The sequence below is a fragment of the Pseudooceanicola lipolyticus genome, assembly GCF_002786325.1.
Taxonomy (GTDB): Bacteria; Pseudomonadota; Alphaproteobacteria; order Rhodobacterales; family Rhodobacteraceae; genus Pseudooceanicola_C; species Pseudooceanicola_C lipolyticus.
Window position 1 is genome coordinate 1 of sequence record NZ_PGTB01000111.1, and the last position, 14,030, is coordinate 14,030.

The window sequence follows — 14,030 nt, forward strand, 5'->3', positions numbered from 1 at the left end:
GGCGCAGCTTCCAGGGCAGCACCAGCGCCGCATGCGGCCGCAGCAGCGCGCCATTGGCACGCAGGAACTGTTGCGCCGAGGTCGTGCCGGTCTTGTGAAACCCGGCATGCACCACGATGCGCCGGCGCATCAGCCGTGGTCCTGGAACAGCCCCTCGGGCGGGTCGGCCACGATGCGCCCGGCGCTCAGGTCGACGGTGGGCACATTGGCGCGGGTGAAGGGCAGCAGCACGGTTTCACTGGCGCCCGGCGCGCGGATCTCCAGCAGGTCGCCGGCGCCGTGATCCTGCACCGCGATCACCTCGCCCAGATCGGCGCCGCCGGTATCGACCACCGCCATGCCGATCAGGTCGGCATGGTAGAATTCGTCATCCGGCAGCGACGGCAGCCGGTCGCGCGGGGCATAGAGGCGCAGGCCGCGCAGCGCGTCGGCCTCTTCTTTGTTGGTGACGCCGCCCAGCCGGGCGGCAAAGCCGTTCTTGATCGGCCGGGTCAGCTCCAGCGTGAAGCTGCGCGCGCCATCCTCACTCAGCAGCGGCGCATAGGCGGCGATATCCTCGGGCACCGCACAAAAGCTCTTGAGGCGCACCTCGCCGCGCACCCCGAAGGCGCCGGCAATGGCGCCGACGCAGATCAGTTCGCCGCTCATGCGCCCGCCCTCATCGGCGTGGCGATGCGCGCGAAATCCTCGGCGCTGACCTCGAACAGCGCGCGGCGGAAGGCCATGCCCCAATGGCGCGGGCTGCGCACGAAACTAAGCTCGTCCAGCAGCGGGCGCACCGGCAGTTCCGCCACCGCCTCATAGCGGGCGGGGCGGGCAAAGGGGGTGAAATCGGTGCCCGGCATCGCCATCGGCGCCGGATCGCCCTCCGCCACCTGGCCGAGCGCCACGAAGGCCTGGACCGCCGGACCGTCAAAATCCTCGCGCGGGGCGTAATAGACAAAGAGATCCCCGGGCGAAAGCCGGCGCACCGCGGCCTCCTTGCCATGCGAAAAGGCGCAAAAGCCCTGCGCACGCCCGATCAGCGCGTGTTTGCGGTGCGCGACACCGATCCAGTGTGTCATGGCGACCCCCGAACCAGGACCAGACCAGGTCGGCCCCGGCCGCGGGTCCTGCCGCGGCCGGAGGCAAACCGGCTTATTCGGCCGAGGCGTCCTCTTCCGCCGGGGCGGCCGCGGCGGCGGCCTTCTCGGCGCGGGCCTCGGCGCGTTCCTGGGCCTTCTTGCCCGGGGTGCCCTTGTTGGGGTTGTTGCGGGTGGCCTTGTCGCGCAGGCCGGCGGCCTCGAGCATGCGGGCGATCCGGTCGGTGGGCTGGGCGCCCTGGCTCAGCCAATGCTGCACCCGCTCGACATCCATCTTCACCCGGTCTTCACTGTCCTTGGGCAGCAGCGGGTTATAGGTGCCGAGCTTTTCGATGAAGCGGCCGTCGCGGGGCATCCGGCTGTCGGCGGCGACGATGCGGTAGAACGGGCGTTTCTTCGAGCCGCCACGGGCGAGTCTGATCTTCATGGCCATTGCTGTGTCTCCTTTGAATGGCTGGGGTGGATGGGGGGCACCCCCATCCTACGATTTGTGTTTCTCGTGGTGATGGATGACTTCCTGAATGATGAAGTTCAGGAAGGCCTTGGCGAATTCCGGGTCGAGATCGGCCTTTTCCGCCAGGTCTTCTAACCGCGCGATCTGCTGTGCTTCGCGCACCGGATCGGACGGGGGAAGGTCGTATTGCGCCTTCAGGCGGCCCACCGCCTGGGTATGTTTGAACCGCTCGCCCAGCGTGTAGACGAGGATCGCGTCCAGCCGGTCGATACTTTCGCGGTGCTCTTTCAGCAATTCCGCGGCGCGGGTGGTGTCGTCGGTCAATGGCCCAGCCTTTCGGATGTCAGATGTGGCGCCACAGGCGCGCCGGTTGCGGATGCGTGGTTCATGCCGCGGCCTCCGCCACGCGCGGGTGGCGCCAGACCTTGCAGGCATGGCCCATCACCGTGCCGTCGCGTTCGATCACCGCGCCAAGCCGCGCCGCCAGCGCGGCCGAGCGGGTGTTGTCCGGCACGATATACGAAATCACCGCGTCCAGCCCCTGGTGGCGGGCGGCATAGGCGCGGGCGGCCAGCGCCGCCTCATAGGCCAGGCCCTGGCCCTCGAAGCCGTCGAAGACATGCCAGCCCAGCTCGGGCTCGTCCCAGCCGTCGTTGAAGATCATGCCGACGCGCCCGGCGGTGGCACCGCTGGCGCGGTGTTCCAGCATCCACATGCCATAGCCGCGCAGCGCCCAGTGGCCGAAGGTGTTGAGAAAGCCGCCCCAGGCGCGGTCGCGCGGGAACGGGCCGCCGATCCATTTCGCCCGCTCCGAGGCGCTGAACGCGGCGAAGGCGTCGAAATCGCGCTCTTCCGGGCCGCGCAGGATCAGCCGTTCGGTTTCGATCACGGGAACGTCCTCGATCATGCCGCCAGCCTCGTCAGGTCATGCACGATCACCACGTCGCCCGGATCCTCGCCTTCGGCCTCGGGGTCGATCGTCCCGCCCAGCCGCAGGCCCAGAGCGATCGAGCGTGCATTGCGCGGATCGATGAAATTGACCAGCCGGTCCCACCCCAGGCTCTGCCGCGCCCAGCCCATCACCGCGCGCGCCGCCTCGGCGGCATAGCCGCGCCCCTCGGCCGCCGGCACCAGGAACCAGCCCAGTTCGGGGCCGGGATAGCCGTCGGGCTGATAGATGCCGACCTCGCCCAGATAGGCGCCGGTCTGGCGGTCATCGAGGCCGAAGGGACCATAGCCGCGCAGGCTCCAGCCCGCCACGTCCGAGGCCCAGACCCGCCAGGCCTGGCCGCGCGGCATCCGGCCGCGTTCAAACTCGGCGCGGTCGGAGGCGAAGAACTGTGCCCAATGTTCGAAATCGGCCAGTTTCGGCGCCCGCAGGGTCAGCCGCGCGGTCTGCAGCACCGGGATCTCCATCAGGCGGCTCCTGCCAAACGGGCGCGAAGACGCGCCGGCGCGGCTGGGCCGCGCGGAGCGGCGCATTTATGAAGCGAAGAAGCCATCAGCGTCACTTCTTCTTGCCGAAACCGCTGAGCCCCGGGGGCAGCGCGCCGCCGCCAAGGCCGGGCAGGCCGCCCGGCAGGCCGCCGGGCATCTTGCCGCCCATCTGCCGCGCCGCCGCTTCCAGCGCCTTGGGATCCATGCTGGCCGGGTCGGGCATGCCACCCTTGCCGAACATGCCCTTCATCGCCTGTTTCAGCATGCCGCCTTTGCCCATCTTGCCCATCTTCTTCATCATGTCGCCCATCTGGCGGTGCATCTTCAGAAGCTTGTTGAGATCGGAGACCTCCATGCCGGCGCCGGCGGCGATGCGTTTCTTGCGGCTGGCCTGCAGCAGGGCGGGGTTGGCGCGTTCCTTCTTGGTCATCGACTGGATCAGCGCGATCTGGCGCTTGAGGATGGAATCGTCAAAGCCGGCCTGTTCGACCTGCTTGGCCATCTTGCCCATGCCGGGCATCATCGACATCATGCCCTCCATGCCGCCCATCTTCAGCATCTGTTCCAGCTGCATGCGCAGGTCGTTCATGTTGAACTGACCCTTCATCATGCGCTTCATCATCTTCTCGGCCTGTTCGGCCTCGATGGTTTCCTGCGCCTTTTCGACCAGGGCGACGATATCGCCCATGCCGAGGATGCGGCCGGCGATGCGGTCGGGCTCGAAGGTCTCGATCGCATCCATCTTCTCGCCGAGGCCGACAAAGCGGATCGGCTTGCCGGTGACCGCGCGCATCGACAATGCGGCACCGCCGCGGCCGTCGCCGTCCATCCGGGTCAGCACCACGCCGGTGACGCCGATCTTGGCGTCGAATTCGGTGGCGACATTGACCGCGTCCTGACCGGTGAGCCCGTCGACCACCAGCAGGGTCTCGCGCGGGTTGGCGACATCGCGCACCGCCGCGGCCTGGGCGATCAGTTCCTGGTCGATATGCAGCCGGCCGGCGGTGTCCAGCATGTAGACATCATAGCCGCCCAGGCTGGCCTGGGTCTTAGCCCGCTTGGCAATGGCCACCGGATCCTCGCCCTTGACGATCGGCAGGGTGTCGACGCCGATCTGGTTGCCGAGGATCGCCAGCTGTTCCATCGCCGCCGGGCGGTTGGTGTCCAGCGAGGCCATCAGCACCCGCTTGCCGTCGCGCTCTTTCAGGCGCTTAGCCAGCTTGGCGGTGGTGGTGGTCTTGCCCGAGCCCTGCAGGCCGACCATCAGGATCGGCGCCGGCGGGTTGTCGATCTTGAGCGCGCCGGGGTCGCCTTCGCCGCGCAGGGTGTCGACCAGCGCGTCATGCACGATCTTCACCACCTGCTGGCCGGGGGTGACCGATTTGGTCACCGCCTGGCCGGTGGCCTTGTCCTGCACCGCCTTGACGAAATCGCGCGCCACCGGCAGCGAGACATCGGCCTCCAGCAGCGCCACCCGCACCTCGCGCAGCGCGGTCTTGACGTCCTCTTCGCTGAGCGCGCCCTGTTTCGTCAGGCGGTCGAAGACGCCGGAAAGGCGTTCGGACAGATTTTCAAACATGCGCCGGCTCCTTTGCCACCGTTGACCTTTGCCCCCTATCTAGGCAGGGAACGCTCAATGCACAAACGCCCCCACGGGCGCAACGCGCTGGTGGAGGGCGATCCCCGCACAGGCGGGGACCGGAAGGTGTGACGCTTCCGGACAGTTGCGGGCGGCTTAGGCGGTTGCGGCGGCGGAGTCAAGCCGCGGCGGGACGGCCACGGCGCCTGCCGTGGCCGCCAGTGCCGGTCAGGCGGCCAGCCGGGCGATCTGTGCTTGGGCGGCTTCCAGCTTGGTCTCGGCCGGGGTGCCGAGCTGGTCGGCGGTGACAAAGCTGACATCGGTGAGGCCGAGGAAACCCAGCATGAAGCGGAGATAGCCGCTGGCGAAATCGTGATCCGAACCGATCGCGGTGCCGCCGGTGGCAATGGCGATGATGACGCGCTTGCCGGTCAGCAGCCCCTCGGGCCCGGATTCGGTATAGCGGAAGCTGCGCCCGGCGCGGGCGATCTGGTCGAGCCAGGCCTTGAGATTGGCCGGCACCGCGAAGTTGTACATCGGCGTGCCGATCACGATCACCTCGGCGCGCTCGACCTCGTCCAGCAGGCTGTCGGACAGTGCCAGCTGCGCCTTATGCGCATCGCTGCGCTGATCGGCGGGGGTGAAATTGGCGCCGATCCAGTCCTGGGTCAGGATCGGCAGCGGGTCGCTGAGGTCGCGGCGGATCACTTCGGCCGGGGCCAGATGCTCGACGATGCGGGCGGAGATCTGGCGCGAAACCGATCGGTCGGCCAGGGCGGAGGCGTCGATATGAAGCAGTGTCTTGGTCATGTCAGATCCCATCGGGTGAACAGAAATAGCTGATGCGACTAATGTTGAGTCTTGAAGTTTCGAACGCAACGGCCGAAAACGAGCATCAGATGTGAGCTGACGCACAGAGATGGGGGTGCAGGGTGAACAATTGGGACGAGGTACGCACCGCCTATCAGGTGGCCCGCATGGGCACGGTGAGCGGCGCCGCCGAGGTGCTGGGGGTGCACCATGCCACCGTGATCCGCCATATCGACGCGCTGGAGGCACGGCTGGGGGTCAAGCTGTTCCAGCGCCATCCGCGCGGCTATACCCCGACCGAAGCGGGCCAGGATCTGCTGCGGGTGGCGCAGACCACCGATGACCAGTTCAACCAGCTGGTGGCGCGGCTGAAGGGGCAGGGCGAGGATGTCACCGGCGAACTGGTGGTGACCTCGCTGGCCGAACACGCGCCGGTGGTGGTGCCGGCGCTGGCCGATTTCCAGACCGGGCATCCCGGCCTGATCGTGCGCTATCTGACCGGGGCGCGGCTGTTCCGGCTGGAATATGGCGAGGCGCATGTGGCGCTGCGCGCCGGCGCCGCGCCGAACCAGCCCGACAACGTGGTGCAGCGTTTCGCGCGCCAGGCGGTGGCGCTCTATGGCAGCAAGGCCTATGCCGAGCGCATGGGGCTGCCGCAAAGCGAGGCCGAGTTGGAGCAGCACTGGTTCATCGGCATGGACGAGGCCAACAGCCGGGCGCCGTTTGCGCAATGGCTGAACCAGCACGTCCCGCGCGAGCGGGTCAGCTTTCGCGGCATGGACGGCTTTGCGCTGCGCGAGGCGGTGCTGGCGGGGGCCGGGCTGGGATTCATGAGCGTCTGCGAGGCGCGGCGCAGCCCGGACCTGGTGCAGGTGCTGGAGCCGCGCGACGAATGGTCGGCGCCGGTCTGGCTGGTCACCCATGTCGATCTGCACCGCACCCCCAAGGTGCAGAGCTTCCTGAAATTCCTGAAAAGCCGGGCGGGGGACTGGAGCTAGTGCGGCCGCAGGCGCGCGGCCACCTGGCCATGCTGCTGTTCTCGGCGCTGGTGGCGGGCTCGTTTTCGCTGGGCACCATCGTCGCCAACGAGATCGCCCCGGCGGCGATCAACGCGGCGCGGTTTGCCATTGCCGCGGCGGTGATCGCCGCGGTGGTCAGCGTCACCACCGGCTGGTCGCGCGCGGCGCTGGTGGCGCCATGGCGCTATCTGCTGCTGGGTGGGCTGTTCGCGCTGTATTTCGTGCTGATGTTCGAGGGGCTGAAAACCGCGCCGGCGGTCAGTACCGCGGCGGTGTTCACCCTGACGCCGATCCTGTCGGGGCTGTTCGGCTGGTGGTTGCTGCGCCAGGTCACCACCCCGCGCATGGCGCTGGCGCTGAGCGTCGGGGCCGCGGGGGCGCTGTGGGTGATCTTCCGCGCCGATTGGTCGGCGCTGGGCCGCTTCGCCCTGGGGCGTGGCGAGGCGATCTATTTCCTCGGCTGCGTGGCGCATGCGCTGTACACGCCAATGGTGCGGCGGCTGAATCGCGGCGAGGCGCCGGTGCTGTTCACCTGTGGAACGCTGGTGGCGGGCTGCGTCGTGCTGACCCTGTTCGGCTGGTCCGATATCCGCGCCACCGATTGGGCCGGGCTGCGGCCGATTGTCTGGATCACCCTGATCTATCTGGCGCTGATGGCCAGCGCCGCCAGCTTCGTGCTGCTGCAATACGCCACCCTGCACCTGCCCTCGGCCAAGGTGATGGCCTATACCTATCTGACGCCCAGCTGGGTGATCATCTGGGAATTGGCGCTGGGCAATGGCGCGCCGCCGCCGCTGATCCTGGTGGGGATCGCCCTGACGGTGCTGGCGTTGTTTCTGCTGCTGCGCGACGAGGCGGCGTGACCTGACCGGCCCGAACCGTCCGGTACGGCATGCGGGTGGGGGCGCGCGCCCCCACCCGGTTTTCTAAGGGGTAACCCTCAGGCGGCCTCGGCCAGGGCGGCGCCGGGGGCGTCGCCGATCAGGGCCTCGTGCAGGGCCCGGATGGCGCCCTTGAGGTCGTCGCGGTCGAGGATGAATTGCACATCCACATTGCGCGGGCCCTGGGTGGCGCCGACGGTTTCCAGCCCGGCTTCGGCAATCGCGGCAAGGCCGCGGGTCAGCACCGACAGGCCCTTGAGATCGCGGCCAATCACCGAGGCCACGGCGAGGCGGGCCAGCGAGATCTCGGCGGCGGGGTAGAGTTTTGCCAGGTCTTTCTCCACCCGGCGCATCGCCTTCAGCGAGGCGTCGACGTAATGGGTGATGGTATTGGCGTTCGAGACCTTCGAGACGATGCGCACATTGTGCCGGGTCAGCACATCGAGGATCGCCGCGTCATAGCCTTTCACCCCGACCATGTCCTGTTCGAACAGTTCCAGCGCGATGATGTCCAGGCCGGTGACGATTTCCGCCGCCGCTTCGCTGGCCGGCTGGTCGTCGATCAGGGTGCCGGGATCGCCCGGTTCGAAGGCGTTGGTGACGCGCAGCGGCACGCCGGACTGGCGCAGCGTCTTGGCCGCCTTGGGGTGGATCGCCTCCATCCCCATATTCGACAGCTGGTCGGCCACGTCGTAATTGGTCCGGCCCAGCTTGCGCACGGCATCTTCGCCCACCAGCCGGGGATCGGCCGAGGACAGGTGGAATTCCTTGTGGATGATCGCCTCGCGGGCGCCGGTCAGCGCCGCCAGCCGCGAAAACGTGACCTCGGAATAGCCGCGGTCGAATTCGCGCATCAGCCCTTCGGCACATTGCGCATAGCCGGTGACGATCGGCATCTCGACGGCCGGGTCGATATCCTTCATCGCCAGCGACAGCCGTTCTTCCAGCGACACCTCGGCATCGTCGCGCCAGCCCGACAGGTCGACCAGACGCGCGTTCACGCCGGCACGCTGCAGCAACAGGGTGGTGACGAAGGCGGAATGCGCCTCGCCCAGGCCCGAAAGCAGCTCGCGGATATGCAGCATATGCTCGGACAGGCGGAAATGGCCGTAAGAGCACAGGCGCTGCAGGTCGATCAGGCAGTTGCGGGCGCCTTCCAGCCGCTCGCGCACGAAGGAATCGGCACGCTCGGTATCGGCGCCATGGTCCAGCACCGCCTCATGCGCCTCGGCCATGGCATCGGCGACGCGGTCCAGCGCCTCGTGCCAGCCGCGGTCATTGTCGGCATTGGCGAATTGCGCATAGACGCCGGGCTTGCCCGATTTCTTGTGTTCCAGCAGCAGGTCGGTGATGCCGCCAAAGGCGGAGACCACGAAGATGCGGCCATAGGGATTGTCGTCCTTGAGGAACAGCGTGTCGCGCAGTTCGCTCACCCGCGACATCGAGGTTCCGCCGATCTTTTCAACAGTATGGGCCATGGCTTAGTCCACCAGTTCCTCCGCCGGGGCATAGGAGCCGTCCTCGCGGTGCACTTCCTTGCCGGTCACCGGCGGGTTGAAGCAGCAGGCCATCACCAGTTCTTCGGTCGCCTTCAGAACGTGGCGGTCATGCTTGTCCAGCGCATACATCACGCCGGGCTTGATCTCGTGCGTCTCGCCGGTGGCGAGATCGGTGATCGAGCCGGTGCCCTGCATGCAATAGACGCTTTCGAAGTGGTTCTTGTATTCGAACGTGTGCTCCGACCCGGCCTCGAGAAAGGTGATGTGGAAGGAAAAGCCCATGCCGTCATCGGCCAGCAGCATCCGCACGCTGGTCCAATTGGCATCGGACACCACGCGCGAGCGCTCGGTTTCGGTGATCTTGTTGAAATCGCGTACAATCATTTCGGTTATCCTGCGGCCTTGGTTTCGGTTTCGACGACGTCGCGGGCTGCATCCAGCAGGATGTTCAGCCCCTTGGCGAGCGTCGCCTCTGGCGTGGTCAGCGCGGCAAGCACCTTGACCACCTCGTCATTGGGGCCCGAGGTTTCGATCACCAGGCCCTTCTGGAAGGCGCGGGCGCAGATCTCGGAAGCCAGCTCGCCCGAGCCGACATCGACACCGCGCATCAGGCCGCGGCCCTTCAGCGTGGCGCCGGGGATCAGCAGCGCAAGCCCGGCCAGCCCCTCGGCGATCAGGTCGGCCTTGATGGCCAGTTCCTTCTGGAAGTCGTCGGTTTTCCAGAACTTCTCGATCGCCACGCGGGCGGTCACGAAGGCATGGGTGTTGCCGCGGAAGGTGCCGTTATGCTCGGCCGGGCCGAAGATGTCATATTCCGGGCGCACCAGCACCAGCGCCATCGGCAGGCCAAAGCCCGAAACCGATTTGGCCATGGTGATCACGTCGGGTTTGATGCCCATCTCTTCGAAGGAGAAGAAGCGCCCGGTGCGGCCACAGCCGGCCTGGATGTCGTCGACGATCAGCAGCGCGCCGTGTTTCTTGGCCAGATCAGCCACCCGCTTGACCCATTCCGGGCGCGCGGCGTTCAGGCCGCCTTCGCCCTGCACGGTTTCCAGCAGGATGGCTGCCGGCGCATCGACGCCCGACGAGGCGTCGTCCAGCATGGTTTCCAGCAGATCGGCAGTGTCGAACTCGGCACCGAGATAGCCGTCATAAGGCATCCGGGTGACCCCGTTCAGCGAGGTGCCGGCGCCGCCGCGGTGATAGCCGTTGCCGGTGGCCGCCAGCGCGCCATGGGTGACGCCGTGGAAGCCGTTGGTGAAGGCGATGATATTGGTGCGGCCGGTGGCCTTGCGGGCGATCTTCATCGCCGCCTCGACCGCGTTGGCGCCGGTGGGGCCGACAAACATCAGCCGGTGATCCATGCCGCGCGGTTCCAGGATATGGGTCTCGAACGCGGTCAGGAAATCGGCCTTGGTATCGGTATGCAGGTCCAGCCCGTGCGCCAGCCCGTCATTCATGATGTGATCGACCAGGGCGGTTTTCATATCCGGGTCGTTATGGCCGTAGTTCAGCGACGAACAGCCGGCGAGAAAGTCGATATAGCTGCGCCCTTTATGGTCGGTCAGCATCGAACCGCTGGCCTTGGTGAAGACGGTGTTGAAGCCACGGCAATAGGAACGGGCCTCGCTCTCGCGGCGTTCAAAGATATCAGAAATGGCAGTCATGTCCTTGGGCATGATCGGGACTCCTTTCGGGAGGCAGAATTTTGGGGGAAATGCGGCGGCGGACAGCCGGCGTCAGGCGGCACGCGCGAGGCGCGGCTCCTGCGGCAACGAGATCGTCACCATATGCTCGGTGGCGTGCTGACCATCGAAATGCGCATCGCTTTCGAAATGCGGCGCATCGTCCAAGTCGCCGCCCACCTTGCGGGCAAAGCTGCGGAACAGCGCCCAGGAGGCGTCGTTGTCCTTGGTGATGGTGGTTTTCAGGGCCTCGGCCCCGCTGCAGGCGTCGCGCGCCAGCAGCTCGGACAGCATCTTGCGGCCCAGGCCAAGGCCGCGGGCCTTGGGGCTGACGGCCACCTGCCAGACAAACAGCGCATCCTCGTTCGGAATCATGTGGCCCGAGATCCAGCCGACGACCTCACCGTCCAGTTCCGCCAGCACGCAGGTGTCGCGGAAATGATCGGCCTGTACCAGATTGCAGTACATCGAGTTTTCGTCGAGCGGTTTGCAGGCGCGGACCAGCGCCCAGATATCGGCCCCATCCGTCGCATCAGGTTTGCGCAGACGGGGCGTTCCGGTTCGGGGTTTGTCTGTCTCGTTCGGCATTGGCAGGCGGCCTCTTCTTATTTTGTTCGGTTGTCTAAGTAATCGGGTCGGTCGCGGTTTTCAACCTAAACCAATTATATTTAGTAAATGTGACATTTTCAGGCACATAACGGTGTTGTTCTGTTGCGCGAATTGCTTCGCATGGCGATGGGTTTTGGGGAACAACTTCGAAGATCGAAATAAGTTCCCAACCCATTGTGGATTGCGGCAATTTGGCTCTATGTGGCATCATAGCCGCCAGCACCGGAGAGCCGATGGACCGCACCGATGAAAGCCTGATCGCGCTGCGCCGCATTCTGCGGGCAACCGAGCTGTATGAGCGGGATCTGGCCCAGGCGGCCGGCCTGACCCCGGCGCAATTGCGGGTGTTGCAGATCGTGGCCGGGCGGCTCAGCGTCACGCCCAAGGCGCTGGCGACTCAGATGGGGGTCAGCCAGGCGACGGTAACCGCGCTGGTCGACAAACTGGTGGCGCGCGGCTTCGTGCAGCGCCTCCCGTCCGAGGCGGACCGGCGGCAGACCAATGTGGTGGCGTCCGAGGCCGGGCGCGCGACGCTGGAAAACGTGCCCGACGCGCTGCAACAACGCTATGTCCGCGCCTTCGACCGGCTGGAGGACTGGGAACAGGCACAGCTGGTCTCGTCGCTCGAGCGGGTGGCGGCGATGCTGAATGCCGAGGGGCTGGACGCCTCGCCGGTGCTGACCACGGGCGAGATCCACGCCCCCAGAAAGCGGGGCTAGCCCGGCGCCGATGCGGATTGTCTTCGACCTCGACGGCACGCTGATCGACAGCGCGCCGGATATCCGGGCGCTGGCCAACCGGTTGCTGGCCGATCGCGGCTGCGCGCCGCTGGCCCTGGCGGAAACGCACAGCTTTATCGGCAATGGCGCGGCGGTGTTTGTCGAAAAGATGCGCCAGGCGCGCGCCTTGCCGGAGCGCGAACAGGCGGCTCTGCTGGCCGAATTCTCCGCCGGATACGAGACCGCGGTCGACCTGACCCGGCCCTATCCCGGCGTGGTGGCGGCGCTGCGGGCGCTGGCGGCGGCGGGCCATGCCCTGGGCATCTGCACCAACAAGCCTGCGCGCCCGGCGCGCGCGGTGCTGGCGCATCTGGGCCTGCTGGACGGCTTTGCCACGGTGGTGGGCGGCGACAGTGCAGCCACCCGCAAACCCGACCCGGCACCCTTGCACCAGGCCTTTGCGGCGCTGGGCGCCGGGCCATGCCTTTATGTCGGCGACAGCGAGGTCGATGCCGAAACGGCGCAGCGCGCCGGCATCCGGTTCCTGCTGTTCACCGGCGGCTATCGCAAATCACCGGTCGCGGCGATCCCGCATGCGGCGGCGTTTTCTGCCTTTGACGCCTTGCCGGGGTTGGTCGGCGCATCTTAGGGCCCTGGGTCGGGACTGCGATGGAGCAGCGGAGAGCGCTGTAACCTAGCGATAGGCCGGTCCGGGGTCGTCCTCGGGCGGGATGAAACGCGCAAACAGCCGGGCAAAGGTGACCGACAGCAGGATCCGCGCCACGTGATGGGCGCTGACATAGATCACCGAGATCTGCAGCGACACCGCCACCAGCGACATCTCGGCCAAGCCACCGGGGGCAAAGGCCAGAACCACCGCCTCGAACCGCTCGCCGACCACGCCATGCAGCAGCAGGGCGGCGCCAATGGCAAGGATCATGGTGAAGCCGATATTCAGCAGCGCCAGCCAGAACGCCTTGAAAAAGGTGCGCCCGCCCATGCCGACAAAGCGGGTGCCCAGCGACACGCCGATCACCAGTTGGGTGACCTGGATCAGCCAGCCGGGCGGTGCCGCCTGCAACAGGCCGGTCAGGTGGCCCAGCCCCGAGGCCAGGATCGGCCCGGTGATCATGAAGGCCGGCAGGTCCAGCCGCCGGCCGCCGAAATAGCCGGCCACGCCCAGGGCGACCTGCCAGAAGATCTCGGAGGCGGTAAAGGCGCCTTCGGTCTGGCCGATCACCGCACCGGCGGCGGTGCCCACCGAGGTGCCCGACAGCAGCGTGAAGGCCAGCGGCACCAGCATCACGGTCAGGATCAGCCGCAGGAATTGCAACGCCGTCAGCATCGGCCCGTCGGCGCCGTTTTCTTCGCCCATGGCGATACAGACCAGCAGGCCGCCGGGCACCGCGCCGTAATAGGCGGTGGGGCGCGACAGACCGCCCAGCAGCACGAAGGCGCGATAGCCGATATAATGCGACAGCGGGATGTAGAGCAGCAGCGCCAGCAGGGACGGCCACCAGTCGCGCATCGCGGTCAGGACCCCCGGGGTGAAGGCGGCGCCGATGGACAGGCCGACAATCGGGATGAAAAAGTTGCGCAGCCAGAACGGAATGCGCGGCGGCCGGCCACCGGGTTTGAAACCGAAGATCGAGATTGCGCCCACCGCGGTGACCGAGCCCAGCAGCATCGGCAGCGGCGCGCCGATCAGCTGCGCCAGGAACCCGCCGGCGATGCCGACGGCAAAAACCATCGCCGTCATCAGCAGATGAATCTCGTCTCCGGCGATGCGGATGGACTGTCTCATGCGGTTGCGGCTTTCTCTGCCCGGCGCGAAGGTGCGCATCGCCCCGGCGCGTGCGGTTGAATCTCGCCGGTCCGGATGATTAACGCTGAGTAGGAATTTTCCACCAGAGGGTCAATGCGCATGGACAGCTTACGCCGCGGCCGGATCGAGGACCGGCGCTTTCTCACCGGGCAGGGCCGCTATGGTGACGATACCGCCGGCCCGGCGCTGGTGGCCGCCTTCGTGCGCGCCGACCTGGCCTCGGCCCGGATCGTCGCGCTGGATGTGTCCGAGGCCCGCGACATGCCGGGGGTGGTGGCGGTGCTGACCGGCGCCGATCTGGCCGGGGACGGCATCGGGCCGGTGCAGGTCGACATGAAGGTGCGCGGCCCGGACGGGCGCGACTGGCTGGCCACGCCGCGGCCGCTGATGCCGGTGGACCGGGTGCGCCACCTGGGCGAGCCGCTGGCGGT

General features: G+C 67.1%; 17 protein-coding genes and 1 pseudogene. 5 read left to right on the top strand and 13 right to left on the bottom strand.

Annotated features, from left to right (window positions below):
* Positions 1–129 precede the first annotated feature (129 nt).
* The 8 genes from rimM to CVM52_RS18645 all read right to left on the bottom strand — a co-directional run bounded on the left by rimM (position 130) and on the right by CVM52_RS18645 (position 5,362).
* Entirely contained in the window at positions 130–648 is a 519-nt protein-coding gene (gene rimM / locus CVM52_RS18610; protein ID WP_100163938.1) for a ribosome maturation factor RimM, read from the bottom strand.
* Positions 645–1,064, bottom strand: a complete 420-nt coding sequence (locus tag CVM52_RS18615; protein ID WP_100163939.1) for an EVE domain-containing protein — start codon at positions 1,062–1,064, stop codon at positions 645–647. Before CVM52_RS18615 ends, rimM begins: the two co-directional genes overlap by 4 nt.
* A gap of 73 nt (positions 1,065–1,137) precedes the next feature.
* Positions 1,138–1,515, bottom strand: a complete 378-nt coding sequence (rpsP, locus tag CVM52_RS18620; protein ID WP_100163940.1) for a 30S ribosomal protein S16 — start codon at positions 1,513–1,515, stop codon at positions 1,138–1,140.
* Between the two features lie 48 nt (positions 1,516–1,563).
* Positions 1,564–1,860, bottom strand: coding sequence for a chorismate mutase (locus CVM52_RS18625; protein WP_240620998.1), 297 nt, complete (start codon positions 1,858–1,860; stop codon positions 1,564–1,566).
* A 61-nt stretch (positions 1,861–1,921) separates the two neighbouring features.
* Complete coding sequence (locus CVM52_RS18630) at positions 1,922–2,443, bottom strand: GNAT family N-acetyltransferase (RefSeq protein WP_100163942.1); 522 nt, start codon at positions 2,441–2,443, stop codon at positions 1,922–1,924.
* On the bottom strand, positions 2,440–2,952 hold the full coding sequence (locus CVM52_RS18635) for a GNAT family N-acetyltransferase (protein WP_100163943.1): 513 nt from the start codon (positions 2,950–2,952) through the stop codon (positions 2,440–2,442). Before CVM52_RS18635 ends, CVM52_RS18630 begins: the two co-directional genes overlap by 4 nt.
* A 91-nt stretch (positions 2,953–3,043) precedes the next feature.
* On the bottom strand, positions 3,044–4,552 hold the full coding sequence (ffh, locus tag CVM52_RS18640; RefSeq protein ID WP_100163944.1) for a signal recognition particle protein: 1,509 nt from the start codon (positions 4,550–4,552) through the stop codon (positions 3,044–3,046).
* A gap of 228 nt (positions 4,553–4,780) precedes the next feature.
* Complete coding sequence (locus tag CVM52_RS18645) at positions 4,781–5,362, bottom strand: FMN-dependent NADH-azoreductase (RefSeq protein ID WP_100163945.1); 582 nt, start codon at positions 5,360–5,362, stop codon at positions 4,781–4,783.
* A 122-nt stretch (positions 5,363–5,484) separates the two neighbouring features.
* Between CVM52_RS18645 and CVM52_RS18650 the strand changes: the two genes are divergently transcribed.
* Both CVM52_RS18650 and CVM52_RS18655 read left to right on the top strand, forming a co-directional pair.
* Positions 5,485–6,360 carry a LysR family transcriptional regulator gene (locus tag CVM52_RS18650; protein WP_100163946.1) on the top strand — a complete coding sequence of 292 codons (876 nt, stop codon included), beginning with the start codon at positions 5,485–5,487 and terminating at the stop codon, positions 6,358–6,360.
* Positions 6,360–7,244 (top strand): DMT family transporter, encoded by an 885-nt coding sequence (locus CVM52_RS18655; RefSeq protein WP_100163947.1) that lies wholly within the window; start codon positions 6,360–6,362, stop codon positions 7,242–7,244. Before CVM52_RS18650 ends, CVM52_RS18655 begins: the two co-directional genes overlap by 1 nt.
* Before the next feature lie 77 nt (positions 7,245–7,321).
* Here CVM52_RS18655 and CVM52_RS18660 read toward each other — a convergent pair whose 3' ends face one another.
* The 4 genes from CVM52_RS18660 to ectA are packed head-to-tail and all read right to left on the bottom strand — an operon-like array spanning position 7,322 to position 11,034.
* The gene (locus CVM52_RS18660; protein WP_100163948.1) at positions 7,322–8,740 is read right to left on the bottom strand and encodes an aspartate kinase; all 1,419 of its coding nucleotides are present in this window, start codon (positions 8,738–8,740) and stop codon (positions 7,322–7,324) included.
* A gap of 3 nt (positions 8,741–8,743) precedes the next feature.
* Positions 8,744–9,145: an ectoine synthase gene (locus CVM52_RS18665; RefSeq protein WP_100163949.1), complete on the bottom strand. Its 402-nt coding sequence runs from the start codon at positions 9,143–9,145 to the stop codon at positions 8,744–8,746.
* Positions 9,146–9,150: 5 nt separating this feature from the next.
* The gene (gene ectB / locus CVM52_RS18670; protein ID WP_205964986.1) at positions 9,151–10,440 is read right to left on the bottom strand and encodes a diaminobutyrate--2-oxoglutarate transaminase; all 1,290 of its coding nucleotides are present in this window, start codon (positions 10,438–10,440) and stop codon (positions 9,151–9,153) included.
* A 60-nt stretch (positions 10,441–10,500) separates the two neighbouring features.
* A complete protein-coding gene (gene ectA, locus CVM52_RS18675; protein ID WP_100163950.1) occupies positions 10,501–11,034 on the bottom strand; it encodes a diaminobutyrate acetyltransferase in 534 nt (177 codons plus the stop codon).
* A gap of 254 nt (positions 11,035–11,288) precedes the next feature.
* On the opposite strand from ectA, the gene CVM52_RS18680 reads away from it, so the two are divergent.
* Positions 11,289–11,774 (top strand): MarR family winged helix-turn-helix transcriptional regulator, encoded by a 486-nt coding sequence (locus CVM52_RS18680; RefSeq protein WP_100163951.1) that lies wholly within the window; start codon positions 11,289–11,291, stop codon positions 11,772–11,774.
* Positions 11,775–11,784: 10 nt separating this feature from the next.
* A complete protein-coding gene (gene gph / locus CVM52_RS18685; RefSeq protein ID WP_100163952.1) occupies positions 11,785–12,423 on the top strand; it encodes a phosphoglycolate phosphatase in 639 nt (212 codons plus the stop codon).
* A gap of 45 nt (positions 12,424–12,468) precedes the next feature.
* On the opposite strand, the gene CVM52_RS18690 is transcribed toward gph, so the two are convergent.
* Positions 12,469–13,578, bottom strand: coding sequence for an AbrB family transcriptional regulator (locus tag CVM52_RS18690; RefSeq protein ID WP_172721043.1), 1,110 nt, complete (start codon positions 13,576–13,578; stop codon positions 12,469–12,471).
* Positions 13,579–13,698: 120 nt separating this feature from the next.
* On the opposite strand from CVM52_RS18690, the pseudogene CVM52_RS18695 reads away from it, so the two are divergent.
* Positions 13,699–14,030: pseudogene (locus CVM52_RS18695) on the top strand (xanthine dehydrogenase family protein molybdopterin-binding subunit); the annotation flags it as partial.